Source organism: Xanthomonas sp. F14, assembly GCF_014199865.1.
The window spans coordinates 363,904-386,338 of the sequence record NZ_JACHOM010000004.1 but is presented as its reverse complement, the minus strand read 5'-3'; the positions used below and the strand labels follow the sequence as shown (position 1 = coordinate 386,338).

General features: G+C 66.9%; 23 protein-coding genes and 1 pseudogene. 6 read left to right on the top strand and 18 right to left on the bottom strand.

Features of this window, described 5'->3' with window-relative positions; all coding sequences use genetic code 11:
* Nucleotides 1–62: 62 nt before the first annotated feature.
* The 4 genes from dcp to arfB form a co-directional block, all read right to left on the bottom strand.
* The gene (gene dcp, locus GGR73_RS15750; protein ID WP_184457788.1) at nt 63–2,231 is read right to left on the bottom strand and encodes a peptidyl-dipeptidase Dcp; all 2,169 of its coding nucleotides are present in this window, start codon (nt 2,229–2,231) and stop codon (nt 63–65) included.
* A gap of 106 nt (nt 2,232–2,337) precedes the next feature.
* A complete protein-coding gene (locus GGR73_RS15745; protein ID WP_184457786.1) occupies nt 2,338–3,354 on the bottom strand; it encodes an isoaspartyl peptidase/L-asparaginase in 1,017 nt (338 codons plus the stop codon).
* 100 nt (nt 3,355–3,454) lie between these two features.
* Entirely contained in the window at nt 3,455–4,084 is a 630-nt protein-coding gene (locus GGR73_RS15740) for a lysophosphatidylcholine acyltransferase (RefSeq protein WP_024939028.1), read from the bottom strand.
* A 2-nt stretch (nt 4,085–4,086) separates the two neighbouring features.
* Entirely contained in the window at nt 4,087–4,518 is a 432-nt protein-coding gene (gene arfB / locus GGR73_RS15735; RefSeq protein ID WP_184457784.1) for an alternative ribosome rescue aminoacyl-tRNA hydrolase ArfB, read from the bottom strand.
* A gap of 93 nt (nt 4,519–4,611) precedes the next feature.
* Between arfB and GGR73_RS15730 the strand changes: the two genes are divergently transcribed.
* A complete protein-coding gene (locus tag GGR73_RS15730) occupies nt 4,612–5,157 on the top strand; it encodes a DUF2059 domain-containing protein (protein WP_047126714.1) in 546 nt (181 codons plus the stop codon).
* A gap of 236 nt (nt 5,158–5,393) precedes the next feature.
* On the opposite strand, the gene GGR73_RS15725 is transcribed toward GGR73_RS15730, so the two are convergent.
* The 4 genes from GGR73_RS15725 to GGR73_RS15710 form a co-directional block, all read right to left on the bottom strand.
* Nucleotides 5,394–6,164 carry a pseudouridine synthase gene (locus tag GGR73_RS15725; protein ID WP_184457782.1) on the bottom strand — a complete coding sequence of 257 codons (771 nt, stop codon included), beginning with the start codon at nt 6,162–6,164 and terminating at the stop codon, nt 5,394–5,396.
* A 76-nt stretch (nt 6,165–6,240) separates the two neighbouring features.
* Nucleotides 6,241–6,828, bottom strand: a complete 588-nt coding sequence (locus GGR73_RS15720) for an O-methyltransferase (RefSeq protein ID WP_184380861.1) — start codon at nt 6,826–6,828, stop codon at nt 6,241–6,243.
* Between the two features lie 98 nt (nt 6,829–6,926).
* Entirely contained in the window at nt 6,927–8,600 is a 1,674-nt protein-coding gene (ubiB, locus tag GGR73_RS15715; protein ID WP_102580145.1) for a ubiquinone biosynthesis regulatory protein kinase UbiB, read from the bottom strand.
* Nucleotides 8,597–9,241 (bottom strand): ubiquinone biosynthesis accessory factor UbiJ, encoded by a 645-nt coding sequence (locus tag GGR73_RS15710; protein WP_046345336.1) that lies wholly within the window; start codon nt 9,239–9,241, stop codon nt 8,597–8,599. The genes ubiB and GGR73_RS15710 overlap by 4 nt, the downstream gene beginning before the upstream one ends.
* A gap of 193 nt (nt 9,242–9,434) precedes the next feature.
* Between GGR73_RS15710 and GGR73_RS15705 the strand changes: the two are divergent.
* Together GGR73_RS15705 and GGR73_RS15700 are read left to right on the top strand one after the other, a co-directional pair.
* Nucleotides 9,435–9,740, top strand: a pseudogene (locus GGR73_RS15705) (D-alanine--D-alanine ligase A); the annotation flags it as partial.
* A gap of 53 nt (nt 9,741–9,793) precedes the next feature.
* Nucleotides 9,794–10,276, top strand: a complete 483-nt coding sequence (locus GGR73_RS15700; RefSeq protein ID WP_184457780.1) for a GNAT family N-acetyltransferase — start codon at nt 9,794–9,796, stop codon at nt 10,274–10,276.
* 117 nt (nt 10,277–10,393) lie between these two features.
* Here GGR73_RS15700 and GGR73_RS15695 read toward each other — a convergent pair whose 3' ends face one another.
* The 3 genes from GGR73_RS15695 to oleC form a co-directional block, all read right to left on the bottom strand.
* Nucleotides 10,394–10,552 (bottom strand): DUF1328 domain-containing protein, encoded by a 159-nt coding sequence (locus tag GGR73_RS15695; protein ID WP_003468167.1) that lies wholly within the window; start codon nt 10,550–10,552, stop codon nt 10,394–10,396.
* A 64-nt stretch (nt 10,553–10,616) separates the two neighbouring features.
* Nucleotides 10,617–11,627, bottom strand: a complete 1,011-nt coding sequence (gene oleD / locus GGR73_RS15690) for a 2-alkyl-3-oxoalkanoate reductase (RefSeq protein WP_184457778.1) — start codon at nt 11,625–11,627, stop codon at nt 10,617–10,619.
* Between the two features lie 90 nt (nt 11,628–11,717).
* The gene (gene oleC / locus GGR73_RS15685; protein ID WP_184457776.1) at nt 11,718–13,376 is read right to left on the bottom strand and encodes an olefin beta-lactone synthetase; all 1,659 of its coding nucleotides are present in this window, start codon (nt 13,374–13,376) and stop codon (nt 11,718–11,720) included.
* A gap of 312 nt (nt 13,377–13,688) precedes the next feature.
* Here oleC and GGR73_RS15680 point away from each other — a divergent pair, with 312 nt between their 5' ends.
* Complete coding sequence (locus GGR73_RS15680; RefSeq protein ID WP_024939040.1) at nt 13,689–14,072, top strand: YkgJ family cysteine cluster protein; 384 nt, start codon at nt 13,689–13,691, stop codon at nt 14,070–14,072.
* 144 nt (nt 14,073–14,216) lie between these two features.
* Here the strand turns inward: GGR73_RS15680 and GGR73_RS15675 are convergent, their stop codons facing one another.
* The 4 genes from GGR73_RS15675 to GGR73_RS15660 form a co-directional block, all read right to left on the bottom strand.
* Nucleotides 14,217–15,119: an alpha/beta fold hydrolase gene (locus GGR73_RS15675; protein WP_184457775.1), complete on the bottom strand. Its 903-nt coding sequence runs from the start codon at nt 15,117–15,119 to the stop codon at nt 14,217–14,219.
* 127 nt (nt 15,120–15,246) lie between these two features.
* A complete protein-coding gene (locus GGR73_RS15670; RefSeq protein WP_184457773.1) occupies nt 15,247–16,416 on the bottom strand; it encodes a Fic family protein in 1,170 nt (389 codons plus the stop codon).
* A gap of 115 nt (nt 16,417–16,531) precedes the next feature.
* The gene (locus tag GGR73_RS15665; RefSeq protein WP_016903994.1) at nt 16,532–17,548 is read right to left on the bottom strand and encodes a 3-oxoacyl-ACP synthase III; all 1,017 of its coding nucleotides are present in this window, start codon (nt 17,546–17,548) and stop codon (nt 16,532–16,534) included.
* Nucleotides 17,549–17,649: 101 nt separating this feature from the next.
* Nucleotides 17,650–17,970, bottom strand: coding sequence for a DUF4156 domain-containing protein (locus GGR73_RS15660; RefSeq protein WP_016903993.1), 321 nt, complete (start codon nt 17,968–17,970; stop codon nt 17,650–17,652).
* A gap of 395 nt (nt 17,971–18,365) precedes the next feature.
* Here GGR73_RS15660 and GGR73_RS15655 point away from each other — a divergent pair, with 395 nt between their 5' ends.
* Nucleotides 18,366–18,827, top strand: coding sequence for an XAC0231 family protein (locus tag GGR73_RS15655; protein ID WP_184457771.1), 462 nt, complete (start codon nt 18,366–18,368; stop codon nt 18,825–18,827).
* A 25-nt stretch (nt 18,828–18,852) separates the two neighbouring features.
* Nucleotides 18,853–19,329 (top strand): tRNA (cytidine(34)-2'-O)-methyltransferase, encoded by a 477-nt coding sequence (locus tag GGR73_RS15650; RefSeq protein WP_039517704.1) that lies wholly within the window; start codon nt 18,853–18,855, stop codon nt 19,327–19,329.
* A gap of 159 nt (nt 19,330–19,488) precedes the next feature.
* Here the strand turns inward: GGR73_RS15650 and GGR73_RS15645 are convergent, their stop codons facing one another.
* The 3 genes from GGR73_RS15645 to GGR73_RS15635 all read right to left on the bottom strand — a co-directional run bounded on the left by GGR73_RS15645 (nt 19,489) and on the right by GGR73_RS15635 (nt 22,374).
* Entirely contained in the window at nt 19,489–20,712 is a 1,224-nt protein-coding gene (locus GGR73_RS15645; protein WP_065033150.1) for an MFS transporter, read from the bottom strand.
* Nucleotides 20,713–20,816: 104 nt separating this feature from the next.
* Entirely contained in the window at nt 20,817–21,443 is a 627-nt protein-coding gene (locus GGR73_RS15640) for a hypothetical protein (RefSeq protein WP_039529072.1), read from the bottom strand.
* A 133-nt stretch (nt 21,444–21,576) separates the two neighbouring features.
* Nucleotides 21,577–22,374: a hypothetical protein gene (locus GGR73_RS15635; RefSeq protein WP_184457768.1), complete on the bottom strand. Its 798-nt coding sequence runs from the start codon at nt 22,372–22,374 to the stop codon at nt 21,577–21,579.
* Nucleotides 22,375–22,435: the final 61 nt, after the last annotated feature.

Below are 22,435 nucleotides of genomic sequence, written 5' to 3'. Positions count from 1 at the left end.
CGATTGCTGTTGCAGCTACTGCACACGCATGCGCCAACGACGCAGGCGCGTCATCCAGTCGCTCACTCCGTCAGACCACGATTTTCCAGCAGCGCCTTGACGCTGGGATCCTTGCCGCGGAAATCGCGATACAACGTGGCCAGGTCGACGGTATTGCCGCGCGAAAGGATCTTGGCGCGGAAGGTGTCGCCATTCTTGCGGTTCAAGCCGCCGTTTTCCTTGAACCATTCGAACGCGTCGTCGTCGAGCACTTCCGACCAGAAATACGCGTAGTACCCGGCCGAATAACCGCCGCCCCAGATGTGGTCGAAATAGCTGCTGCGATAACGTGGCGGCACTTCGGCCAGGTCCACCTTGAAGCGCTTCAGGGCGTCGGCTTCGAACTTGCTCACGTCCTGCAGCGGCGCATCGGCCGGCTGGGTGTGCCAGGCCAGATCGAGCAACGCGGCCGACAGGTACTCGGTGGTGGCGTAGCCGCTGTTGAAGGTCTTGGCCTTCTTGATCTTCTCCACCAGCTCGGCCGGCATCGCCGCGCCAGTCTGGTAGTGCCTGGCGTAATTGGCGAAGACCTTGGGATCGGACGCCCAGTGCTCGTTGAACTGCGAGGGGAACTCGACAAAGTCGCGCGAGGTGCTGGTGCCGGCGATCGAGGGGTACTTCACCTTGGAGAACATGCCGTGCAGCGCGTGGCCGAACTCATGGAACAGCGTGGTGACGTCGTCGAAGCTCAGCAGCGCCGGCTGGCCGGCGGCCGGCTTGGTGAAGTTGCAGACGTTGTAGACCACCGGCTTGGCGCCGGTGAGACCGTCCTGCTCGACGAACACGTCCATCCAGGCGCCGCCGGACTTGCTGTCGCGCTTGAAGTAGTCGGTGTAGAACAGCGCCATCGAGGTGCCGTCCGCGTCGAACACTTCATACACCTTCATGTCCGCGTGATAGGTCGGGATGTCGGTGCGCTGCTTGAAGGTGATGCCGTACAACTGCGTGGCCGCGTAGAAGACGCCGTTCTGCAGCACGTTGTCCAGCTCGAAATACGGCTTGATCTGCGCCTCGTCCAGGTCGTACTTGGCCTTGCGCACCTGCTCGGCGTAGAAGTCCCAATCGGAGGCGGCGAGTTTGAAGTCTCCCTTCTGCGCGTCGATCACCTTCTGCATCTCGGCCACTTCGCGGCGCGCCTTGGCAGTGGCGGCCGGCACGGTGTCGGTCAGCAGCTTGAGTGCGGCGTCCGGGCTCTTGGCCATCTGGTCGCCCAGGCTGTAGGCGGCGTAATTGTCGAAGCCGAGCAGCTTGGCCTTCTGTGCGCGCAGCTGCGCCAGGCGCTGGATGGTCTGGCGGGTGTCGTTGGCATCGCCCTTTTCCGCGCGCGTTTCCGAGGCCTTGAGCACGTCGGCGCGCAGCTGGCGGTCCTTCAGCGAGGCCAGCACCGGCTGCTGGGTGGTGTTCTGCAGGGTCAGCAGATACTTGCCATCGAGCTTGCGCGCCTTGGCCGCATCGGCGGCAGCGGCAATGTCGCCCTCGCTCAGGCCGTCGAGCCTGGCCTTGTCGTCCACCACCACCGCACCGGCGGCCGAGGCGGCCACCAGACGGGTATGGAACTGGGTGGAGAGCGTGGTTTCTTCGATATTGAGCTTGCGCAGGCTCGCCTTGTCGGCCTCCGACAGCTGCGCACCGGCACGCACCAGCTCTTCGTAGTCGCGCTCGACCAGACGCTTCTGCTCCGGCTCCAGGTTCAGCGTGTCGCGCTGGTCGTAGATCGTCTTGACGCGTGCGAACAGCTTCGGGTCGAGATTGATCTCGTCCTGGTGCGCAGCCAGCTTGGGCGCGATCTCTTCCTGGATCTTCTGGCGTGCATCGCTGGTATCGGCCTGCACCAGCCCGAAGAAGATGCGCGACACGCGTGTGAGCGTTTCGCCGCTGCGCTCCATCGCCTCGATGGTGTTGTCGAAGCTGGGCGGCTCGGGGTTGTCGGCGATCTTGCGGATGTCGGCCAGGTGCAGGCGCATGCCTTCTTCGAAGGCCGGCAGGTAATCGGCGTCCTTGATCTTGTCGAACGGCGGCGCCTGGAACGGCAGCGTGCTGGCGGTCAGCAGCGGGTTCGGCGCAGCATCCGCGGCCGGGGTGGTGGCGGTCTTTTCGGGCACGGTGGTGGACTCCTTACCGGACGAATCTTTTCCAGAACAAGCAGCCAGTGCCAGGGTGATGGCAGCGGCCAGAACGACGGTACGCGACATGGCGTGTGATTCCTGAGTGGGTAGCGCAGCCGGTCACGCTAGCGGGTTTGCGCAGCGTCGGCATGTGCCGTTGGATTGGGAAGATGGGTGCGATTGAGGATGCGCGCTACAGCGTCTCATCCTTGAAGATCGCCACATGCGGGCTGCCGTCGGCGCCGATCCAGCCGCGGTACATGCCTTCGGTATTGAACGGGAATGCGGCGTTGCCCTGCGCATCCAGCGCGATGGCACCCCCGTCGCCGCCGGCCTTGGGAATCTCCTGGTCGATCACCGTGTCGGCGGCCTGTTGCAACGACTGCCCGGCGTATTTCATGCGTGCGCAGATGTCGTAGGCCGCCACCGCGCGGATGTAGAACTCGCCCCATCCGGTGCCGGACACCGCGCACTGGCTGTTGGCATAGGTGCCGGCGCCGATGATCGGCGCATCGCCGACGCGGCCGTAGCGCTTGTTGGTCATGCCGCCGGTGGAGGTGCCGGCGGCCAGGTGTCCCGCGCGATCCAGCGCCAGCGCGCCCACCGTGCCGAAATGCTTGCCGGTTTCCAGGTCCAGTTCGGCCTGCGCCTGGCGGTCGCCGGCTTCGGCCTTGCGCGCTTTCTGCAGCTGCTGCCAGCGCTTGTCGGTACGGAAATAACCCGGGTCGACCAACGTGACGCCCTGCTCGCGCGCGAATTGTTCGGCGCCGTCGCCGACCAGCATCACGTGTTTGGAATGGTCCATGACGCTGCGCGCCAGCTGGATCGGGTTCCTGACCGTGTGCACGCCGGCAATCGCGCCGGCCTTGCCAGTGACGCCGTCCATGATCGCGGCATCCAGTTCGTTCTTGCCGTCATGGGTGAACACCGCACCGCGCCCGGCGTTGAACTGCGGCGCATCCTCCAGCACGGAGATGGTGGCGGCCACCGCATCCACCGCACTGCCGCCACCTTGCAGCACCGCGTGCCCGGCACGCAGTGCGCGTTGCATCGCCTCGCGCGCCTGCGCCTGTTCCTCGCTGGAAAGGCTGGATTTCTCCACTCCGGCGCCGCCGTGGATCACCAGCATCGGCGTGGCCGCCAGCACCGGGCCGGCAGCAAGCAGGAGGGAAAGCGACAAACACAGTGCGCGTGCGGACAAGCCCATCATGGTGTTTCCTCGGTGGAGGCAGCGAGGGTGCCCGGCGGCGCCGGTCATAAATGCAGGCGACCGGCAGCGACAAAAACCTTTCAAGCGCGCGGCCGCATTCTCACAGCGTATCGCGATGCTTGCCGCGCCACGGCCGGTACCAGGTGCGGATGGCGGCGATATCGGCGGCCATGTCGGTGCCGGTCCAGAACGGCTCGCCGATGCCCACGGTCTTGCTGGGGTAGTCGAAATACACCGGCAGGATCGGCACCTTGGAATCGGAGGCAATCTTCCAGAAGCCGGCCTTCCAGTGCTCCACCCGCTTGCGGGTGCCCTCGGGGGTAATCACGTACCACATCTGTTCGGAATTGCGGATCAGCCGCACCGCCTGGCCGATGGTGCCCTGCGGCGAGCTGCGGTCCAGCGGGATGGCGCCGAGCTTGCGCAGCAGCGGGCCCAGCGGCCACCAGAACAGCTGCGCCTTGCCCAGCACGCGCACGTCGAAGCCCAACGCGAACTTGGCCGCAAAGCCCAGGAAGCCGTCCCAGTTGGACGAATGCGGGGCGACGATCATCACCAGCTTGGGTTCGTCGGGCAGCCGCCCGAGCAGGCGCCAGCCGGTCAGACGCAGTGCGGTGCGCCCCAGCCAGCGGCCGAAGCGGCCGTGCGCACGTGGCATTCTGGGTGGAGAGGGCTGCAGCAGGATGTTGGCCTGTGTTACCGGTGGCAACGACGGGTCGGTGTGACTCACGCTTACTCCCAGTGGGACGCAGAGCGTCCACGCTTGATATGGCTGCGCTCACGCTTGGCATCCAGCCGCCGCAGCTTGGCACCATGACTCGGTTTGGTGGCGACCCGGCGCTTGGGCACCGACAGGCAGGCACTGATGATCTCGACCAGCCGCTCGCGCGCATCCTCGCGGTTGCGGTCCTGGGTGCGGAAGCGCTGCGCGTCGATCACCAGCACCCCATCGGCGGTCATGCGCCGGTCGCGCCGCGACAGCAGCCGCGCGCGCAGGGGTTCGGGCAGCGACGGCGACCCGGCCACGTCGAAACGCAGTTCCACCGCGGTGGAGACCTTGTTGACGTTCTGCCCGCCCGCGCCGCTGGCGCGCACGAAGCGCTCGACGATCTCGCAGGGCGGGATCGTCAGGCTGGGGGTGATCTGGATCGGGTCGCTGGCCATCGGGCCGATTGTATCGGCACCGGCATGGACGCGCGCGCGAACGCCGGCTTCCCGTATGCTGCGGCCGGTTCCCCGACTGTGCAGGATGCTCCGATGACACCGCCCCGTTCCGTTGCCGCCGCCCGCGCCTTGGCACGCCGCCTGATCGTGCTGGCCGCGCTGGCACTGGCCACGCCCGCCGCGTTTGCGCAGGCACCCAGCGATGCCGACATCAACCGCCTGCTGGCCGCCTCGCGCGCGCAGACCATGCTGGACACGATGCTGCCGCAGATCGAAGCGATGCAGCAGCAACAGTTCGCCCAGCTCACCGCCCAGCGCCAGCTCGACGCCGACCAGCAGGCCCAGCTGCAGCGCATCCAGGAGCGCACCCGCCAGACCGTGCGCAAGGCGCTGTCGTGGTCGGAGCTGCGGCCGATGTATGTGGACATCTACAAGCGCTCGTTCTCACGCGAGGACGTGCTGGCCATGGCCGAGTTCTACGAGAGCTCGGCCGGCCAGAGCTTGCTGGACAAGACCCCGGCACTGACCCAGAACCTGATGGGCGCGATCCAGCAGAAGATGCTGCCGCTGTTTGCCGACCTGCAGAAGGATCTGGAGAAGATCGTCAATACGCCGGCGGCGGCGCCGCAGAAGCCCTGAAGGGCGGGGATGGGGGAATCGGGATTGGGGAATCGGAACAGCGTGCCTGCTGCGGCGGTTGCTGCTTGCGACGGTGGCGTTGAGGGCGTTGACGATGATTGCGCCAACCCGCTTGTCCCATGCGGCGAGGGAGCGCTTGGCCCCTCTCCTGCGGGAGAGGGGTTGGGGTGAGGTACGGTTGTGCGGATTTCCAGCAGATCGTGTGGGCGTGTTGACCGTTAGCCGCGCGCACCGCATCAAGCCGTCTGCACCGCTCCCAGCGCGGCCGTCTCCCACCCGAGCAATGCGCAGGCCTTGGAAAATTCCACATCCAGCGGCGCAGTGACGCTGATGCGCCGCCCGTCGCCCGGATGCGGAAACCCCAGCCGCTCGGCGTGCAGCAGCATGCGGTGGATGCCGAGCATGCGGAAGCTGCGGTTGTGCCGGCCATCGCCGTGGCTGGTGTCGCCGATCATGTGGTGCGACAGGTGTTTCATGTGCCGGCGGATCTGCCGGAACCGCCCGGTCTGCGGCTGGCAGCGCAGCAGCGCATAGCGCGAGGTGGCAAAACCGGTGGACGGGATCTCCAGCTCGCCGGTCGCCAGGCGCTGGAAGTGCGTCACCGCCGGCTTCTTGACCGGCTTGCCGGGGCCCCCGTCCAGATCGTGGTCGACGATGAAGCGCTCCTCGGCCGGCCAGCCGCGGCAGACGGTCAGATAGTCCTTCTCCAACTCGCCGGCCATCAAGGCCTTGCCCAGCGCGCTGGCGGCCTCGCGGTCGAACGCCAGCAGCAGGCAGCCGCTGGTTGCGCGGTCGAGCCGGTGCACCAGAAAGATTGGCCGGCCCAGCTGTTCGCGCAGGCGGTCGGCCAGGAAGTCGTCCTCCCCGCGCGCCAGCTTGCTGTCGTGGACCATCAGCCCGGCGGGTTTGTCGACGACGGCCAGGAGCTCGTCCTGGAAGAGAATCTGCAAGTGCTTGGGGGATGTGCTCACCGGCGGATTATCCGCATCGTCGACACCGCATGCCACTGCGCCGCCGCGCCCTATGGCGCATGCCGACCACGCGCATCGAGGCCTGAGGGCGTGGCAGCTCGGCGGCGCACGCTCAGGCTGCGCCGCACACCGCCAGCAATTCGCCCTTGCCCACCGGCACCACGCTGCAGGTGACTGCCGGATCGTCAGCCAGCAGCGCGGTGAACGGCGCCAGTTCGTCGGCATGCGACAGCGCATTGTCGACCACCAGCAGGCCGCCGCCGCGCAGCACGCGGCGCAGTGCCGGCCACCAGCGCACGTACTCGCCGCGCGCCGAATCCAGGAAGACCAGATCGATACTGGCGCTGGCGGCCTGGGTCAGCCACGCGCCGCCGTCGCCGTGCACCACATCCACCGACGCGGCCAGGCCGCTGCGTGCAAGCGTGGCCTGCGCCAGGGCCACCTTGTCGGCCGCAAGCTCCACCGTGGTGACGTGCCCACCGATTGCGGCGGCCGCTTCGGCCAGCCACAGCGTCGAATAACCGTTGGAGGTGCCGATTTCCAGCACGCGCCGCGCAGTGGTGGCGCGTACCAGCACGGCCAGCAATTGCCCGGTGTCGGGCGTGATGTTGAGCATGCGCCGGCCACGCTCCGGCTGGTGCGCATCGTTGTCGCTACCGAACCGCGCCAGTTCGTCCTTCAACGCCTGCAGATCGATCATCACTACCTCGCCGGGGACGGCTTCGTCATCGTGCCGCTGCAGGCGCTGCCGCTACCCAGCCGGATGCAGCAGGCCGCCTGTCGCAGTGTCTTAGTGCTTCAGCGCCGCAGCCAGGCGACCAGCAGGGCCACCGAGCCGGCGCCGCCGCTGACCCAGCTCCATACCGGCACCGTGCCCAGGTACCAGCCATCCGGGTGCAGGCCATACAGCACGGCAGCCACCACCAGCAGGCCACTGCCGGTGATGGCAGTGACCACGCGCGTCTGCAGCTTGCGCAGGCTCAGGTCCAGCGCGCGCAGCTCGGCCGAGCGGATGTCGATCTGGTGGCGGCCTTCCACCTGCTGCTTCAACCAGCTGTGCACCAGGCGCGGCATGTCCGGCGCATGGGTCATGATTTCCGGCAGGCGCTTGCGCAACTCGCCGAGTACGCGGCGCGGGCTGTAACGCTCGCGCAGGATGCGTTCCAGCACCGGCCGCGCCACTGCCCAGATATCCAGCCTGGGGTCGAGCTGGCGGCCGACGCCTTCGATGTTGAGCAAGGTCTTCTGCAACAGGATCAGCTGTGGCTGCAGCGTCAGTTCGTAGCGCTGCGCGACGCGGAACAGCTTGATCAGCACTTCGGCCAGCGAAATCTCCGACAACGGGCGGGTGAAGTACGGTTCGCACACCGAGCGCGCGGCCGCTTCCAGTTCGTCGATGCGCACGTTGTCGGGCATCCAGCCCGCCTCCACGTGCAGCTCGGCCATGCGGCGGTAATCCTTGTGGAAGATCGCCATGAAGTTCTCCGCCAGGTAGTACTGATCTTCCTGCGAGAGCTGGCCCATGATGCCGAAATCCAGCGCAATGAAACGCGGATTGAGCCGGCGCTCCGGGTCGCTGTCGACCCAGATGTTGCCGGCGTGCGCATCGGCATGGAAGAAGTTGTCGCGGAACACCTGCGTGTAGAACACCCGCACGCCCTTGGCCGCCAGTGCCTTGCGGTCGATACCGGCCGCATCGAGCTTGGCGATGTCGTCGGACGGAATGCCGTACACGCGCTCCAGCGTGAGTGCACGCTCGGCGGTGTGCGACCAGATCACCTCGGGCACGTACAGATCGTCCGAGCCTTCCCAGAACCGGCGCAGCACGCTGGCGTTGGCGCCTTCGCGCTGCAGGTCGAGTTCGGCCGACAGGGTGCCTTCGATCTCGGCCACCACTTCGCGGGGCCGGATCTTGTCAGCGCGCGGGTGGGTGCGTTCGACCAGCGTGGCCAGCGACTGCAGCAACGCGATATCGGCATCGATCTGGCGCTCGATATCCGGGCGCAGCACCTTGACCACCACCTCGCGGCGCACGCCGTTGGCATCCGGCGGCAAGGTGGCCGCGTGCACCTGCGCGATCGAAGCCGAGGCCAGCGGCACGGTGTCGAACGCGGCAAACGCCACGCTCACCGGCAGGCCCAGCGCGCGCTCGACGATCAGCCGCGCCGCTTCGCCGTCGAAGGGTTTGACGCGGTCCTGCAGCAGGGTCAGTTCATCGGCCACGTCGGCCGGGATCAGGTCGCGCCGGGTCGACAGGATCTGCCCGAACTTGACGAAGATCGGCCCCAGTTCCTGCAACGCCAGCCGCAGCCGCGCACCGCGCGATTGCGCGGCGATCTCGGCACTGGCGCGCGGCACGAACGGCTTGGCCAGGCGCAGCCAGCGCTCGGCCGGCGTGTCCTGCAACAGGTCGTCCAGGCGGTAGCGCAGGATCACCCGGCCGATGCGGCTGGCCCGCAGCAGCGCCTTCATGCCGCACCTCCGGCCGCGCGCAGGCGCGCCACGCGTGCGGCCAGCCGTTCGACGTCGTCGCGCAGTTCGTCGACATCGTCGTGAAAGGCGTCCAGTTCGGCACGCGGCACCACGTCGCGCGATTCCTCGGTCACGAATTCTGCCGCGCTATGCGCCAGATCCACCGCGCTGCGGCGTGCCTGCTGCAGCGCTGCACGCACCGCATTGGCGATCTGCACGCCGAGGATCTCGCCGAACACCGCCACGAACGGCAGCTGCCAATCCGGATCGAAGCGGCCGGCCAGTTGCTGCAGCTGGCGCGCCAGCTCGGCATCGCCGGAGACCTTGAGCCGCCCGGCCGGTGCGCCGCTGCGGCGCGCGTTGGCCAGGAACGGCAGCTGGCCGAGCAAGCCGGCCAGGCTGCTGCGCACGGCCAGGTCCGGCTCCTGCGCCTGGTCCACCGGGCCGACCAGCAAGCGGCGCTCGTGCACGCGGATCTGCAGGGCCAGCGCAGGCGCCTCCAGGGTCAGTGCGATGCGTTGGCCTTCCAGTGGCAGCAGCGCATCACGGGTATCGGGGTCCAGTGCCAGCGCGCGGTTGAGCGCGGCTTGCAGGGCCTGGCCGGCGAGCGGCTTGAGTGAGTTGAACAGGGATCCGGGCATGGGCGCATTCTACCGTCCCCGCATGTCGCCACTGCTTGACGGTGGTGTGGCACGTGCAAGCCGGAGGCCGGGGTGGCGATCATGGCAGGGCGCCTTGTGGCCAGGCCGCGTGCGTCGATCATGCAGGACTTCCTTCGGCACGCCTGCCGCGGGCATGCTGGCGACCTCATCACGCAGGTGGCAGGAGCAGGCAATGCGCAAGATCCGGGTCGGTCTCATCTTCGGCGGCAAATCGGCCGAGCACGAGGTCTCGCTGCAATCGGCGCGCAACATTCTCGATGCGCTGGATCCGCAGCGCTTCGAGCCGGTGCTGATCGGCATCGACAAGCAGGGCCAGTGGCACGTCAACGACCCCGACAGCTTCCTGCTCAATGCCGACGACCCGGCCCGCATCGCCCTGCATCGCAGCGGTCGCGGCGTGGCCCTGCTGCCGGGCGCGCAGCAACAGCAGCTGCGCCCGACCCAGCCGGAACAGGCGCTGGCGCAGATCGATGTGGTGTCGCAACGGCACGTCGTCGATCGAACAGTGCGCAGCGCGGCCGAGCCAGGCGCATGAGCCAGGCCCGTATATGTGCGGTGCAACCGCACGACCACGGCGCACTGCTTGCGCTCAACAATGCGCATGCCACCGAGCTGTCGCTGCTGGATGCCGAAGGGCTGGCTGCACTGCTGCAACTGGCGTGGCACGCACGCCTCGTCGCGCCGGCGGATGGCCTGCTGATCGCGCTGGATCAAGGCGCGGCCTACGCCAACCCGAACTTTGCATGGATGGCGCAACGCTTCGCGCGCTTTGTCTACATCGACCGTATCGTGATCGCCGCGCATGCGCAGCGGCGCGGGCTTGCCAGGCAGCTGTATGACGAGCTCATCCACGCCGCGCGTGCAGCGGGGCAACCGCGGCTGGTCTGCGAGGTCAACCTGCTCCCACCCAATCCGGCATCGCTGGCGCTGCATCTGCAGCTGGGTTTCCAGCCGGTCGGTGACGCGCTGCTGGGCAACGGCAAGCACGTGCAATATCTCGAAAAACTGCTTTGAAACAGAAGCGATTCAACGATGGAGCGTCCACAACGCACATGGCCCGCCTCCTTGCGGAAGCGGGCCATGCGAGCGTCGACCGGCAGCGCCGCTGCCGTGACGTATCGCAGCTAGGCGTTATACCTTGCCGCGACGGAACATCGAGATCACAGCCAGGATCAGGAACACCACGAACAGGATCCAGGCGATGTTGGTCGCCGCACCGGCGATGCCGCTGAAGCCCAGCACGGCGGCAATGATGGCGATGACGAAGAAGATGATGGCGTAATGCAGCATGGCAAGGATTCCAGAAGTTGTCGTGCCGAATCGGCGCAGACGTATCCTGAAGATGCGGCGGTCTTTATCGAGTGATGGCGATGTCGTTGGAAGATGAGGATCGCAGCCGTTGCAGCCCCTCTTCGATGCTGACCTGCGGCACATAGCCGAAGTCGCGACGTGCCGGCTCCATGCTGTACCAGTGCGGCGTGCACAGCTGTTCCACCAGAAAACGCGTCAACGGCACTTCGCCAGGCAGACGCAACAGTGGCCACATGGTCTCGCAGATTGCACCGATTCTGTACGCGGTCTTGAACGACAACGAACGCGTCACCGCGGGTGCATCCACCGCAGCCAGCAGGCGATTGAGCAACTCGCGCATCGGCAAGGGCTCGCCGTTGGAGATGAAATACGCCTTGCCCGCACACGCGGCACCTGCAGCGAGATGCGCAAACGCATCGAAATGCGCCTGCGCGGCGTTGTCGATGTAGGTGCTGTCCACCAGGTTGCTGCCGTCGCCGACCATGCGCAAGCGGCTGGCGCGCGCACGCGCGGCCAGGCGCGGCAACAGATGATTGTCGCCCGGGCCCCAGATCAGGCGCGGGCGCAAGGCCACCGTCGCCAGTTGCGCATCGTTGGCCGCCAGCACCGCGCGCTCGGCGATCGCCTTGGTTGCCGCGTACGCCGCGCGCAGGTCCTCGCCATAGGGCACTTCGTCGGCACCCAGGCCTTCCACCGGATTGGTGGCGCGATGGGTCACGCTGGGCGTGGAGGTATAGATCAGGCGCGACACACCGTTGGCCCGACATGCGTCGAGCACGTTTTGCGTGCCCACCACATTGGCCTGGTGGTAGCTGTCATAGCTGCCCCACGCACCGGCCTTGGCGGCGTTATGGAAGACCGCATCGATGCCGGCGAAGGCGTGCCGCACCGCCTGCGGATCGGCCAGGTCGCCACGGATCTGGCCCACGCCCAAACTCTGCAGCACCGGATAATCGCCGCGCTGGAAACTCACCACCTCATGCCCACGCGCGATCAAGCCGCGGCACAACGCCTGGCCAAGAAAGCCACCACCACCGGTTACCAGGATGCGCACGCATCACCTCCATCGCAAGGACGCACACGATAACGGGCGCGGCCGGAATTGGCGATGCGGCCAGCTGCGTGCGCGATACGCATCGACAGGTCAGCCACGTTGCTGCGCCGCCCAGATCGCCAGCGTTTCGCGGCCGATCTTGGCGTTGTGGCGAATATCCACCGGAAATCCGGAATGGCGCAGGAAACGCGTAATTCCAGCCGTGTGCGGGTGCGCAGCGCCCAGCGCGCGCAATGCGGTTTCCACTTGCGCAAATGCCGATGCCACCACGCCAGGCTGCAATTCCACGCATAGCACCGGCTGCTGCTGTCCGGGTGCGCCGACACCGACCAAGGCGGTGCGCCGCACTTGCGGATGCACGTTGAAGACCGGCTCCACCTGCTCGGTGTAGAGCGGGCCGGTGGCGGTTTCCACGCGGTGGGTCTTGCGCCCGCAGAACCACAAGCGCCCTTCGGCATCGAAGTAGCCCACATCGCCCATGCGATGCACAATGCGTTCGCTGCCATCCGCGTTGCGCTCGCGGATCTTGGCAATCCGCGTGGCCGCGTCGCGGTTGAAGTAGGTGTCGGTGGTGGTGGGGCCAGCGACGGTAATCTCGCCCACCTCGCCCGCCGCCAGCACGCGCGCGCCGCTCCACTCGGGAATGGCCGCATCGTCGATGGCGATGATGCGCACCTCGTTCGGCGCGACGACCTGACCGACGCAGGTGCCGGCACCGGCCTCGGTGGCCGCGCGGGTGGCGTCCAGCGTACGCCCTTCAATCGCTGCCACCGGCAGGCATTCGGTGGCGCCATACGGCGTCCAGAATTGCGCATCTTCCGGCAACAGCGCGCGGATCTTGGCCACCACGTCCGGCGGCACCGGCGCACCGGCCGAGGTGGCCAGGCGCACGTTTGGCAAGGGCTGGCCGTAGTCGGCCAATACGCGCATCAATGCCGGCGAGCCGAACAACTGCGTGACTCCGAAGCGGTCGATCGCATCATGCAGCTTGCGCGGATCGGCAGTGGCCGGGCGGGTCGGATCCATGTCCGGAATCACCGAGGTCAGCCCCAGTGCCGGATCGAACAGGGCAAACGGCGGAAACGTCGGCAGATCCACGCCACCGGGCTGCATGCCGAAGGCATTGCGCAGCAATTCGATCTGGCCGACGAAATGCCGGTGGCGGTACACCACGCCCTTGGGCACGCCGGTCGAGCCGCTGGTGAACAGGATGGCGGCCACATCGTCCGGCCCGGTGTTGGCCAGCTGACTGCCGGCACCGGCGCCATCGCGCTCCAAGCGCGCCAGTGTCACCCCGCCCCAGCCGTAACGGCCACCGACGCTGACGATCTGCTTTGCAGAGCGCGCCCACCGCAGCAGACGACGCGCCAGCTGCGCAAGCGGAATGCCGATGAACGCCTGCGGCTGCGCTTCGTCCAGGCATTGCTTGAGCGCGCGCTTGTCGATGCCCGGATCCACCAGCACCGGCACCGCACCGGCCTTGAACAAGGCAAACATCAGCAGGAAGAATTCCGGCGACGGGCGCACCATCACCACCGCGCGCGCGCCGCGTCCGATGCCGTGCAGGGCCAGGCCGGCAGCGATCGCATCGCTGCGCGCGTCCAGCTCGGCATAGCTCAAGGTCACATCGTAGGCGGCAAACCCGTTGGCGGCGCGCCGGCCCGGGCAACGGATGGCGATCTGCTCGGGGCGCTCGCGCGCGAGTTCCGGCAGGGTGGCGGCGATATTGCAGAGAGTCGTCGTAGTCATTGCCGCATTATCACCCATGCGCCGACGGTGCTGGCCGCTTGACCGCGCTCAGGTCAGCTGCGCTGGTGCGTGCTCCCAACGCAGCGATGGCTGACGCGGCGATTGCGCGTCGTCGGGCCATAACAACACCGCGCAGTGCTCGCGCGCGAGGTGCCTGCCCGCGCAAGGCGCAGCGCCTTGCACACACGCGCTGCGTCGAGCGACGCAGATGAACCGCTAACCGGCGCACGGCCGCGCCACTTGTATCGCAGCGTGGTTCGGTCAGAATGCCGCGCTCACCACGTTGTTTCGCCGCGCAAGGCCCGGCATTCCATGGCACATCCCTGCCTCACCTGCGGCGCTTGCTGCGCCTACTTCCGCGTCAGTTTCCACTGGAGCGAAGCCGATCCCGCATTGGGCGGCAGGGTGCCGATCGAGCTGACCGATGCGCTGCGCACCCACGAACGCGTCATGCGCGGCACCTCGCAATCGCAGCCGCGCTGCATCGCACTGGACGCGGACATCGGCCGCTACAGCCGTTGCAGCATCCATGATCGTCGGCCCTCCTCCTGTGCTGCCGTGCCGGCCTCGCTGGAATTCGGCCAGCGCAGCGCGCAGTGCGACAAATCCCGGCTGGCGCACGGCCTGCACGCACTGACCGAGGCCGACTGGCTGGGCGTGGACGAGGCGCAACGCAATCCGCTGCCACCGTTGTAACGGCCATCGCTGCGAGTGAGCGCGGCATCCCCACGCAACGGCCAACAGAACGACGGCATGGCCGATCCCATCGTTCGTGCATCCGCGTTCTGCATGCAACAGGCACTCATCTAGCGAGCGCCTGCGTGGCCATGCCAGCAGCGCTTACAGCGGGTTGCGCTCCAGAAACGCACGGATCACCGGCACCAGCACTTCATGCTTGTCTTCCAGCACGTAGTGATTGGCATCGTCGAACGCGGTGACCTCGGCATTCGGCAATGCCTTGCGGAAGCCGGCCAGGAAGTGCTTGTCGAAGCAGATATCGCGCAGGCCCCAGGCGATGAACGCCGGGCGATCGGCGAACGACGGCAATGCCTGCGCCGAGCGCTCCAGCAGTGACCAGGCCTGGTCGGCGGGCGACAGCGGAATATCCTGCATGAAGCGAATGGTGGAGATGCGATTGCGCCAATTGTTGTAGGGCGCCACATAGGCGCGACGCGCCTCCGCCGGCATCCGCCGCGACACCCCGAACCAGGATGCGCCGGAGGAAAACGCATTGAACGTGCGGATGAACCATTCGCCCGGTCCCCAATGCCGCCCCATTGCGATCTGCCACGGCATCGGCTTTTCCGGCGGCAACGGGAACGCAGCGGTGTTGGTGATCACCAGCCGCTTGACCTGCGCATGGTGCGACAACGCCCAGCCGAACCCGATCATGCCGCCCCAGTCGTGCACCGCCAGCGTGACCGGACCGGTGATGCCCAGATGCCGCAGCAACGTGTCCAGATCATCCACGCGCGACTGCAGCGTGTAGTCGTAACGCGGCTGCGCGTCGGGCGCATCGTCCGGCTTGTCGGACAGCCCCATGCCGATATGGTCCGGCACGATGCAGCGGTAACGATCCGACAGGCCACTGACCAGGTGCCGCCACAGATAGCTCCACGACGGATTGCCGTGCAGCATCACGACCACCTCGCCATCGCGCGGACCTTCGTCTAGATACGACATCGCAATGCCGGGACGCACCTCAAGGCGCTGGGGAGTGAAGGGATAGCCGGGGTAGTTCATGGATCTCTCTATTTGCTGAAGCTTGGGCTGGGTGCGTGGCAAGTCGCCAGCTACATCGCCACGACAGTATCGAAAATACGCTGGATGTCTCTGCATCGTCGGCAACAGCCGTGCGCAAACGCATCGCTCACAGCGGCTGCGCCCCTTCGCTGAGGATGTCGAGATAGGCGTGATAGGCAAAAATACGATGCCGCTGCTGGCCGGTGAGTTCGTTGACGATTTCCAGCTCCTGCAGGGTGCGTACCGCAGCACGGATGGTGGGCGCACTCAACGACAGGGCGGGCGCCACCTGCGGCACCGCCAATACCACGCGCCGCGCGAACTGCTCAAACACCAGGCCGACGTTACCTGCTCGCTGGCCCAAAGCCGCAATGCGGGCCCGATCACGTGCCAACAGTGCCAGCAGGCGCTGCGCGGTGTCGACGGCTTGTTGCGCGGTCTCTGCCACACCATCCAGAAAGAAACCCAGCCATCCTTCCCAGTCACCGTTGAGTCGCACTGCATTGAGGCGATCGTAGTAATCGGCACGACGGCGCTTGAAATACAGGCTCAGATACAGGCTGGGCTCCCGCAGCACGCCTTCGCTGCACAGGATCAAGGTAATCAACAGCCGTCCCAGGCGCCCATTGCCATCGCTGAAAGGATGGATGGTTTCGAACTGCACGTGGGCAAGCGCCGCCTTCACCAACGGCGGCATCTGCCCCTGCGGCGTATGCAGAAACTGTTCGAGTGCCGACAGCGCGTCGGGCAATGCATCTGGCGGTGGCGGAACAAAGTGTGCAAGTGCAGGCGAGGCCCCGCCTACCCACACCTGACTCCGGCGGAATTCACCTGGCTGCTTGCCGGCTCCACGCCCGCCCTGCAGCAATAGCGCATGCATCTCGCGAATCAAACGCAGCGACAGCGGGAAATCGTCCTCGCGCAGGCGCCGCAAACCATGGTTGAGGGCGGCGACATAGTTGGACACTTCTTCGACATCGTCGACAGGCACGCCCGGTGCCGCATCCATCTCGAACAGCAACAGGTCCGAGAGCGATGACTGGGTTCCTTCGATCTGGGACGACAGCAAGGCTTCCTTGCGGATGTACTGATAGAGAAACAGCTCCGGGTCCGGCAGCATCAGCGTGATGCCGTCCAGTCGCCCCAATGCCTGGTCGGCGCGCTCTTTGCGCGCCACCAGTTCGGCCTGTGCGAAATCCAGTGCCGGCGCTGGCGGCAACGGATTAGGGACGAACGCCTGGTAACGGCTCCCTGCGAGAGCGCCAGCAACATAGTGTCCAGTAATGCGCTGAGCCATCGTCTTTCCTTACAGACCGCAACTGTTCCTGCAAGGAAACTTAGATACCACTTTTTTACTTAAGCAGCGATATTGCCCGGCGTGCAAAAGCATCGGCCGGGCACTATCACGCGCATTACCAGACCACTTCCGCCATCGAGCAGTTCAGGCCAGAACCAATCCCCATCAACGCGATGCGGTCGCCCTTCTTCAAGCGGCCGAGCTCCTTGAGCTTGCTCAGCACGATCGGGACTGAAGCCGGGCCGATGTTGCCGTGTTCGCCGAAAATGGTCATGACCTTGGCCGGGTCGATGCCGAACGACTTCACGAACGAGGCGGTATGCGGGCGGCTGACCTGGTGGATGACGAACTGGTCCAGCTCGTCCACTGCCCAGCCCATCGCCTGCTTGGCGGCCAGGAAGGTCTTCTGCGCCAGCTTGATGCCTTCGATCAGCAGCAGGCGGGTGTCGGTGACCATGCGGTCCAGGTTGCCGCGGCACAGCTTGTTCCACTCGGTGGCCGAGCGGGTCACGCCACCCTTGTAACGCGGGGCGTCGGGCACCAGCTCGGTGCGCGCCATCACCATCGCTGCGGCACCGCAGCCCAGGGTCAGCGCGGCGAGTTCATTGCGGAACTCTTCTTCGGTGACGTCGGGCGAGGTCATGCGCTCGAGGGTCTTTTCGTACACCAGGTTGGCGGTTTCGCCATCGACGACCAGCGCATAGTCGATCTCGCCGCGCTCAAGCATGCGGGCGGCGATGTCCATGCCGTTGATGAAGGCAAGACAGGCGTTGGCGACGTCAAAGGTGACGCAATGGTCGCCGACCCCGAGGTTGCCGGACACGATGGAGGCGGTGGACGGCTCCAGGTAGTCGCGGCTCACCGAGGTGTTGACCAGCAGGCCGATCTTCTCGATGCCGATGCCGGCGTCGAGCAGTGCCTTGCGCGCAGCCTGGGTGGCGGCGTCCGAGGCCTGGACATCCTGGTCCCACAAGCGCCGTGCATGGATGCCGGCAACGTCGCCCAACACGTCGGTTCTGATCCCGAGGCGGTCGTAGGTCGGTTGCAGGCGCTCGTTGATTTCCTTGGAAGTCAGCGTGTGCGGCGCATCAATATGCGCCAGTCCCGCGATGGAGACATTCTGGAAGAGCATCGAAGTAGCGCCATGGCGTCAGGCGAGGGGGCGCTAGTCTAGCCGCTGGCTGGTTTTACCGCATCTTTACAATTGCAGCGGCCGCGCCCCAGCCCAACGGTTCAGCGCGGCGGGCAGCGGAAGGCGTTGAAGCGCTGGCTGCCATCGGCCGGCTGACCCTGCGCCTGGACCGTATTGGCATTGGCGCCCGGCGCCTCGTTGCGTGCCAGCGTTTCCAGCTCTTCCTGCACCCGCAATGGGTTGCGGTTGTAGAAGCCGACCTTGCTCTTGACCGACACCACCACCTCGCCCTGCTGCTGACAGCCAGCTGGCACAGGGCCTGCGGGCAGCACCTGCACGCCTTTGCCGCTTTGCTCGATCGGCACCCAGGTGCAGGCCGTGGCAGTGGTGGCAACCAGAACAGACAGCATCAGCACGCGCATAAGTCTTAGACACCTGAGGACGAAGCCGGATTGTGCCGCAGTTGCCGGGCGGCGATCGGCGTGCGCTGCGCCGCCGCATGCCACGCATTCAGCGCGCTGAACACCAAGCAGATCGTCGTGTTCTCTCGCTTCGGCAGGTGTCCGGCGCCCGCAACCGCGTCCGGGTGTCCGGACGCGGACACCGCTGCGGCGCATAAATCCCTTTAAAAACAATCCACTGTAACTGGCACGCGGTTTGCTGCATGGCATGGGCAAGCAGCGGGAAGCGACCTCGATCAATGAAAATGACTGCCAGCTGAATAAATAAAACTGCGCCGCGAAAGTGATTGCACTTACCGAAACGGTGTACTACCTTACTACCACACCACTGATCACCCACACCAAGAGACCTCGCCATGAATACCCAGACCCTGCGCATCGCCCTCTCCGCCGCCCTGTTTGCCGGTACCGCCCTGGCCGGTTTCGCCCAGGCCGCCAGCCTGACCACGCTGGACACCGTGCAGGTCCGCCCGTCGGCCGACCAGATCGCCCAGCAGGCGCTGGAGCGCAACAGCGACATCCCTACCCTGGCCGCCGTGCAGGTGCGTCCGTCGGCCGAGCAGCTGGCCGCCCTCGCCGCCGAGCAGGCCGGCCCGCGCATCCTCACCCTCGCTGCGGTGCAGGTGCGTCCGTCCGCCGACCAGCGCGCCGACCTGGTGACCCGCAACGCCGCTGCCAGCGTGCAGAGCACCTCCGGCCAGGCTGCTGCCGCCATCGGCGCGCTGATGGGCCAGGTCATCGTCAACCTGCCGGTGCCGCAGCTGCAGCCGTCGCCGGTCGAACTGGAAGCGCTTGTCAACGCCGCCATCCGCCTTTGAGCACGCGCGCAGCTACACTGCGCGCATGTCAGCCCCCGTCCTCGATGTCATCCTGTTTCAGCCGGAAATTCCGCCCAATACGGGCAATGTGATTCGCCTGTGCGCCAACACCGGCGCGCGCCTGCACCTGATCGAGCCGCTCGGCTTCGACCTCAGCGACAAGCAGCTCAAACGCGCCGGCCTGGACTATCACGAATACGCAAGCCTGCAGGTGCATGCCGACCTGCCCACCGCCCTGGCCGCGATCGCGCCCAAGCGCGTGTTTGCACTGAGTACGCGCAGCACCGTGCGTTACGACACACCGCAATTTGCCGATGGCGATGCCTTCCTGTTTGGCCCGGAGACACGCGGCTTGCCCGCCGACGTGCTGGAGTCGATCCCGCCACAGCACCGGCTGCGCCTGCCGATGCGCCCGGACAACCGCAGCCTCAATCTGTCCAACACTGTTGCGGTGATGGTGTTCGAAGCCTGGCGTCAGTGGGACTTCAGCGGCGGCCGATAACCGTGGCGATGCAGACGGCTGGCTGACTGCGGCACCGTCCGCCCCGATCCCGGCCCGCTGCATGGTTCCCATACCGGTCTGTCACTCAACGCGTGCTCCGCGCTTATGTCAGTCGCGGGCGTTGCCGTTTGCGTGCTGCTCCGCGCCGCTGCGATGACCTCATTGCATCGCCTGGGCATCGGTCGCTGCCTGCAGCATGCCGCGGCAGCCTGCCCAGAGCGCCACCGCCAGCAAGGCGATGGCGCCCAGCGCCAGAAACGCGATGCGATAGCCGAAGGCGTGCGCCAGCCAGCCGCCCAAGGCCGGGCTCAGCGCCGCGCCCACACCTTGCACCGTCATCACCGCGCCCTGGCCGACATTGACGCGCCCGGTGCCCTGCAGCAATCGCGCCACCAGTGCCGGCACCACCACGGCCTGCAGGCCGGCGCCGAGTCCGTCGAGGATCTGCACCGGAAACACGCCCCAGCCATGGATCAGCGACGCTGCCACCAATGCACGCAGCGGCAAGGCCATGAAGGCCACCAGCAGCACCCACCAATGCCCGTGCACGCGGATCCAGCGCATCGCCAGCAACGCCACCACCACCATCGTGGCCTGCGCGACCACGATGGTGGTCGCCGTCAGCGCACTCGCATCGCCCGCATGCGCAGCCACGATGGCCATGCCGTAGAGCGGCAGCATCGCCGCATTGCCCAGGTGGAACAGCCCCAGGGTGATGGCCAGCAAGGCCAGTGGCCGGCAGGTCAACAACACCCGCCAGCCGCTGAGGGTGTCCGCGCCGTCGGCGTGGCCCAGGCCGCGCGCTGCGCGATGGTCGATGGCCGCAGACGGAATCAGCAGCACCGCCGCGATCGCCAGCACACCGAACGCGGCGGTGAGCACGAACACCGCCGCAAACCCGTAGCGCCAGCCCAGCCAGCCGGCCAGCACCGCGGCCAGCATGTTGCCGGCGTGGTTGGCGACCTGATTGCGCGCCAGTTGATGATCGAATCCGCGCGCGTGCACCAGCCCCAAGGTGATGCCGGTGAGTGCCGGGCCGATGCCGGCTGCCGCCAACGCCGAGACGATCTGCGCGGTGACCACACCGGAGGAAGTCGGATGCAGCCAGATCAGCGCCGTGGCCAACAGGATCGCCAGGCAGCCCACCACCACCACGGCGCGCTTGCGCCGGGTGCTATCGACCAGTGCACCGGCCGGGGTGGTGGCGAGCATGCCGGCGATGCCGCCCACGCTCATCACCGTGCCGATCGCCGCCACCGACCAGCCCCTGGATTGCAGGAACACGCTGAGAAATGGCCCCAGCCCGTCCTGCACATCGGCCACGCTGAAATGCAGCGCCTCCAGTGCGCGGCTGCCACGGGGACGCGGTGTGCTCATGCGCATCGGCGCTCTCCACGAAACGATGAAAGGCGACTGCGCATGCTGGGCGGCATGTGCGACCCAATTGCGGTCGCACGGCGCCAGCACGGCAGTCGCATTGCAGGCTGCTAGTGCTTCGGCTTCGGCTTCGGCTTCGGCTTATGCGCACCCGGACCATGCGGATGCTCGATCTGCTTCAGCGACGCGGCCTTGGCGCCCAAGGCATGCGCGTGGACCAGCACCCCGTGGGGGGTCGTCCTGGTATCGCCTTCGGCCACCAGCGTCTTGCCGACCACCAACTGCTTGGCGAAGTCCTCTCCGGCATGCGGTGGGAACCGCACCGTGACCTCGTCGTCCAGCAACACGCCATGCACCTGCCCGTGCGGGCCGTGCAGCAGGCGCGCGATGGTGCCGCTGTGCTGGGTGAGCTGCGGCTTGGGCGGCTTGCCGGCGGGCGGTTTGGGCTTGGGCTTGGCATGCGGCCCGTGCGGGCCCTCATCGACGATGCGCTTGCCGCCTTCCGGATCGATCGCCAGGGCCACCAGCATGTCCACATCGCGCGGCTTGAGGCCACGCACGCTCAAGGTGCTGCCGGGCTTGAGTGCCTTGAGCAAGGCGGCGGACAGGTGCGGCGGCGTGTGCACCTCGGTGCCGTCGGTCAGCAGCAGGCCGTCGATATCGGCCTTGGGGTTGAGCAGAAAGCGCGCCAGCGTGCCGCGGGTTTCGGGAAGGAAATCAGGGTCGACCCAATGCATGAAAAACTCCAGAGAAGTGAGAACCGGCCGATGCCGGCAAGCCGCGCCCGTCGCCACGCATGCGGCGTGTGAACAGGCGCGTAGAGGGGAACGCGACGGGTAAGCGCCGCCGCGTGGGCGGCGGCGCCCTGGATCAACGCGGCGCCGGAGCCGGCGCTGGCGGTGCAGCCGGCGGGACAGGCGGGGCCGGTGGTGCGGGCGGCACCGGGCCGTCCGGGCGTGGCGGGCTGAACAGCGCACGCTGCGAGGCGCGATCGCGGCCCAGTTGGGTGGCTTCGATGGCGCGGCCGTTGGCGGTGGCAACCCCGAAGCCGCTCACGCTCAATGGCGCGCCGGCCCGCAGCAGATCACCGAACTGCAGCGCCAGATGCGGCGGCATCCGCACCAGCGTGCCATCGCTCAGCAACGCGCCATTGGTCTCGCCACCCGGGCCGTAGACCAAGCGCTCGATGCGTCCTTCCGCCTGCAACGGCTTCAACGCAGCAGGCGCTGGCGGCGCCGGCGGCATGGCGCCCGCCGGCGGCTGGTCGACCACTTCGCGCCCACCACGATTGGAGCGGATGCTGCTGGCGCGCAGCACCGGCAGGCTGCCCAGGCGATAGCCCTGCACGCTCACCGTATCGCCCCGGCGCACCGCAGCCTGCAACTGTGCGGACAGATGCGGTGCAAATGCCACCTGGGTGCCATCGCGCAACCACAGGCCGTCGACCTCGCCATTGGGATTGAGCATGAAGCGCTCGACCGTGCCGGTGATGCGCACCGGGGTGGCGGCCAACGGCGCGGGCGGTGCGGGCGGCACCGGCGGGGCCGGCGGTGGCGTGCCGACCGGCGCGCGCGGCGCCAACGGTGCTGCCGGCGGTGTGGGAGCCTGCGCGGCAGCGGTCGCCACGCTGCAGGCCAGTGCGAAAGCAAGTGCGGTCTGACGAATCATGCGATGTCTCCAACGCGGCAGGAGCGCCGCTCGCCCTGGAGATAAAGCAGCAATCGTGCCA

Bases quoted from the DNA above. Each gene is read 5' to 3' on its own strand.
- dcp (WP_184457788.1), bottom strand. From the start codon at position 2,231: ATGTCGCGTACCGTCGTTCTGGCCGCTGCCATCACCCTGGCACTGGCT.
- GGR73_RS15745 (WP_184457786.1), bottom strand. From the start codon at position 3,354: ATGATGGGCTTGTCCGCACGCGCACTGTGTTTGTCGCTTTCCCTCCTG.
- arfB (WP_184457784.1), bottom strand. From the start codon at position 4,518: ATGGCCAGCGACCCGATCCAGATCACCCCCAGCCTGACGATCCCGCCC.
- GGR73_RS15730 (WP_047126714.1), top strand. From the start codon at position 4,612: ATGACACCGCCCCGTTCCGTTGCCGCCGCCCGCGCCTTGGCACGCCGC.
- GGR73_RS15720 (WP_184380861.1), bottom strand. From the start codon at position 6,828: ATGATCGATCTGCAGGCGTTGAAGGACGAACTGGCGCGGTTCGGTAGC.
- ubiB (WP_102580145.1), bottom strand. From the start codon at position 8,600: ATGAAGGCGCTGCTGCGGGCCAGCCGCATCGGCCGGGTGATCCTGCGC.
- GGR73_RS15710 (WP_046345336.1), bottom strand. From the start codon at position 9,241: ATGCCCGGATCCCTGTTCAACTCACTCAAGCCGCTCGCCGGCCAGGCC.
- GGR73_RS15700 (WP_184457780.1), top strand. From the start codon at position 9,794: ATGAGCCAGGCCCGTATATGTGCGGTGCAACCGCACGACCACGGCGCA.
- GGR73_RS15695 (WP_003468167.1), bottom strand. From the start codon at position 10,552: ATGCTGCATTACGCCATCATCTTCTTCGTCATCGCCATCATTGCCGCC.
- oleC (WP_184457776.1), bottom strand. From the start codon at position 13,376: ATGACTACGACGACTCTCTGCAATATCGCCGCCACCCTGCCGGAACTC.
- GGR73_RS15680 (WP_024939040.1), top strand. From the start codon at position 13,689: ATGGCACATCCCTGCCTCACCTGCGGCGCTTGCTGCGCCTACTTCCGC.
- GGR73_RS15675 (WP_184457775.1), bottom strand. From the start codon at position 15,119: ATGAACTACCCCGGCTATCCCTTCACTCCCCAGCGCCTTGAGGTGCGT.
- GGR73_RS15670 (WP_184457773.1), bottom strand. From the start codon at position 16,416: ATGGCTCAGCGCATTACTGGACACTATGTTGCTGGCGCTCTCGCAGGG.
- GGR73_RS15665 (WP_016903994.1), bottom strand. From the start codon at position 17,548: ATGCTCTTCCAGAATGTCTCCATCGCGGGACTGGCGCATATTGATGCG.
- GGR73_RS15660 (WP_016903993.1), bottom strand. From the start codon at position 17,970: ATGCGCGTGCTGATGCTGTCTGTTCTGGTTGCCACCACTGCCACGGCC.
- GGR73_RS15655 (WP_184457771.1), top strand. From the start codon at position 18,366: ATGAATACCCAGACCCTGCGCATCGCCCTCTCCGCCGCCCTGTTTGCC.
- GGR73_RS15650 (WP_039517704.1), top strand. From the start codon at position 18,853: ATGTCAGCCCCCGTCCTCGATGTCATCCTGTTTCAGCCGGAAATTCCG.
- GGR73_RS15645 (WP_065033150.1), bottom strand. From the start codon at position 20,712: ATGCGCATGAGCACACCGCGTCCCCGTGGCAGCCGCGCACTGGAGGCG.
- GGR73_RS15640 (WP_039529072.1), bottom strand. From the start codon at position 21,443: ATGCATTGGGTCGACCCTGATTTCCTTCCCGAAACCCGCGGCACGCTG.
- GGR73_RS15635 (WP_184457768.1), bottom strand. From the start codon at position 22,374: ATGATTCGTCAGACCGCACTTGCTTTCGCACTGGCCTGCAGCGTGGCG.